This window comes from Metasolibacillus meyeri (assembly GCF_003049505.1).
In the GTDB taxonomy this organism is placed as follows: domain Bacteria; phylum Bacillota; class Bacilli; order Bacillales_A; family Planococcaceae; genus Metasolibacillus; species Metasolibacillus meyeri.
The window spans coordinates 1-4021 of record NZ_PYWN01000226.1 but is presented as its reverse complement, the minus strand read 5'-3'; the positions used below and the strand labels follow the sequence as shown (position 1 = coordinate 4021).

1 protein-coding gene is annotated in these 4021 nt (G+C 38.4%); it reads right to left on the bottom strand.

The window, feature by feature from the left end; translation table 11 throughout:
• Positions 1-3753: S8 family serine peptidase (locus tag C9J34_RS22715; RefSeq protein ID WP_107842137.1), on the bottom strand; the 3753-nt coding region annotated here is incomplete at its 3' end.
• Between the last annotated feature and the right edge of the window lie 268 nt (positions 3754-4021).

The window sequence follows — 4021 nt, the reverse complement described above, 5'->3', positions numbered from 1 at the left end:
TGCACGAGCTAAAATGGATGCGAATTGTGCACGCGTTACATTAGCATTTGGCTTCACTTCACCATTTTCATTACCTCGTAATAGACCACGCTCAATCATTTGTTGAATATAACCTGCTGCCCAGTGATTAGCCGGTAAGTCTACTGGTACAAATGGAGCTGGTTTTTCTTGTTCCTCTGATTGTGATGTTTCTTCCTCAGATGTGTCTGTTTCAGCTTCTGGCTGTCCTGCTTCTGGCTGAGTTTCTGGTTGTTGAATTCCAGGTATTGCTCCACCTCCGATAAATCCACCATCATAGTAGTTTTCACGTACAGTCACAGGGATAACTACTTCACTGTAACCATATTTCACTGTAATTGTTGTTGAACCAATCGACTTACCATATACGATACCATCTCTTACTTCCACGATATTATTATTTGCTACTGAATAAGTAGCTTCTCTCGTTACATTTGTAATAAATTCATTCGTAGAAGCTTTTGTCATAAATGGTGTTAAGCTTGCTTGAATATACTTCGCATTAGCTTTTGACAGCGTAAAGTCTGCCGCATTTATTTCAGATTCTCTTGTAGGAACCTCGAAAGTAGTCACTTCCAATGCAGGACCTTCGCCTTTATTTCCAGCAGCATCTGTTACAATGACTTTTACCGTATCAGCTGTTGTACTTACACCTTGAATTCCTAAATTAAATGAACCATTTTCATTCAATGGGAATGCTACAGGTGCACCATCATTTACTGCATATTCAGCCTTTAATTTATCATTTAATTTATAATCTAAACCATAGTTCTTCAAGGTATTATTAAAGTCAATATATTTATCGCTTACTTGTCCACTTAATACTACACTGCCTGTATCACTACTTGTCACTGTAGCAGCGACAATTGGAGTTGAACGTTTGACAACCACAGCATCACCAGTCCATGCTCGAACTAGACCACCAGAAGTAGCCGCACCAATAAAGTCTACTGAGTAAACCCCTTCAGGAATTTGAGCTTCAAGCCCCTGCCAATTCCGATAATTAGGACCAACTGGAATTGTATGTGTTGTAGCAGCTAGATCCTCTAAAACTCTCATATAACCAATTGCACCACTGGCAATTGGGGCCGGAGCTGGGGCATTTAAATCTTGAAGATTACGTAAATAGACATATGCATAATCTACAGGTCGTGTTAACTCAAACGATACTGTAGCTGTATCACCTGTTGTCGCAAATGATAAATCATTTGATGAAATACTGAAACCTTTAATATTCGTTACTACACTAAAGTCTGCTGCAAATGGCAATGAAATTCCTGTGTAATAGCCATGCGTTTGTGTTGTTTTTTCAAATACATTTAGTTGTACAGCCTCACCTTGTGTTACATTAATTGTCGCTTGATTCACTAATAATGAAGAAGTCGTTAATGCTGGCTCTGTTGGCGTAATATAAATATAACCGAACATTTCATCACCAAACTGAGCACCTGGATTTTGGGAAGCTTGTAATGTGATTGTTATCGTTTCTTGACCATTTGGCGCCAATATAATAGAAGGCTTGTCCACTGTTACACTAGCATCACCAAATCCTTTTAACATATCAACTGTCACTTGATAACGACCGCCTAAGCCTTTCATATCTTTCACAACAACTTGTCTTTGTACTAAAATATTTTGCTCTTTAATTGGTTGTGGTCCGAACGTTACTGTTCCTTTAATATTTGGCACAATTTCATTCGTTTGATTATCGCGTAAAGCCTCGTCTTGCACATATGCTAATGCACTAGGGAAAGCAGCATCATATGCATTGACACGTCCTGCCCCTTGATCAAACACATCATAGCCATCTAAAACTTTTGCCGTATTCGACAAAGCAACTTTAATATCGAATGGTGTCCATGTTGGATTTGCTTGCTTAATCAATGCAGCAATACCTGCAATATGTGGCGTCGCCATTGATGTTCCTGTTTTTTGACCATATGCCTGCTCAGGAGTTAACACTGCGCCATTGATTAAATCATAAGTTGGAACTGCTGATAAAATATTTGTACCTGGCGCTACAACGTCTGGCTTAATATCAAAGTTTGGCACAGATGGGCCACGAGAGCTAGAATCATTCATTTTGTCATAAGAAAGATAAGTATGAATATTGAAACTTACTTTTACAGACTGATTGCTCTCTAATTTACTAGCAAGTTCCAGCCCAAGCGCTTGCGACATACCGAAGCCTGGAATAAAGCTTGGTGATGTACCTTGATATACGCTTGTAGGTAAGCCTGGTGCATTATTATAGATAAGGACACCCTTTGCACCTTTTGCTTTAGCATTTGCTACTTTTTCAGTGAAATTAATTTCTCCACGGGCAATTAATGCAATTTTCCCAGCAACATCCTCACCATCAAAATCTCCAGATCTACCAAATCCAGGAATATTAACTAAATCAAATTTGCCTGTTAATTGCTCTGTTACATTATCTGTCAGTGTAATTAACGTCAATTTCTCTGATTTTACTTCGTTACCTACCGTTATACCAACAGAAACATCCGTTTGAAGCTCTGGCTTCGTTGAGTTCCCTACTGCAATTCCTAATGGAGCTGTAGATGGTGTTCCCATTGTACCGCGATTTGGACCAGAGTTACCTGTTGCGATAACTGAAATAACACCTGCTAGCATCGCATTATTAATCGCATACGAGCTTGCATCCACTTCAGTATTTGAGCCACCACCAAGAGAAAGGTTAATAATATCCATGTTTTCATAAACCGCATACTCGATCGCTGCAACGATACCTGATGTTGATCCGCTACCATATGCTCCTAACACTCGATAAGAATACAAATCTACTTTTGGTGCAATTCCTTTAACGCCTAGTTCATTTGCGCCAATCGCAGCAATTGTACCCGCTACGTGCGTACCATGTGAAGTAGCATAAAGGCTACCACGCTCATTTTGCACAGCTACATTTGCTGGACGTTCTTCTGGCTTTGTTTCAGAACCATCATTATCGGCTCTTGGGCCTTTGTAAAGACTAGGATTATGCGGAATAAAGTTTTTACCACCTTTATAAATAGGCTGTAAGTCAGGATGATTCACATCAATTCCTGTATCAAGAACCGCCACTTTAATTCCTTGCCCTTCATAGCCTTTTTCCCATAAACGATTAATACCTAAAAAGTCGTTTGTAACGTTCATGTACGCTTCTACTTGACCATTTGGCTGAAGCAAGCTGTCGGGTTGCACCTCTGGGTACACTTCGGCAGTATGTACTTCAACATCAGGTTCAACTAATGTAATACCTTCTATTTGCAAAAGTTTCGACAGATCACTTGCTCGTACTTCTGCCGAGAAACCATTCAATACCGTATCAAACGTATGATTTTGTGCAAAAGAAATATTTTCCCCTGCCATTTCTCGTACTACAGCTTCTTGCTGTGTCAAAACTGCTTCTTTTGCTACGGCTGCATCAGCCATTGAGAAAGTCTCACCATTTAACTCTGCAATCCCTTGCTCAAGCGCTACAGGATTTTCTGATAAATGAATGATAACCTCTACTCTTTGATTACCACTTAATCCCTTTAAATCATCATGTAATTTCGGCTCACCTTGACGTAGTAATAATTGCTCTAAAATTGCTTGATTTGCTAATAATAAGCTTTCATCTGAGTTGTTCGAGTTCAACTCATTCGCCGCTGCATTCATTGGCGAAAGCAAACTTAGGAACATCATAAATACTACAAAAATAGCCAAAAATCGATTAATCCCCTTGTTTCCCAAAACTATTCCTCCAATACAAACTAATATTATTCCTATATTGTAAATCACAAATAATAGGTTCCTTGATTACCAAAAGGAACCTAGTAAACTAAATTTCATCTAAATTGACGAAATACTTTTACAATATATTCATAAAGATACAATTCAACGCAATGTACGTCAATCTATTTTCTGATAAAATAGTTTTTTTGATGAATTCCAACTATTCTTATTAGTTATGTAATGGTTCTAAAGGACTATTAAAAATAAATCAATAGGTATAAATAAT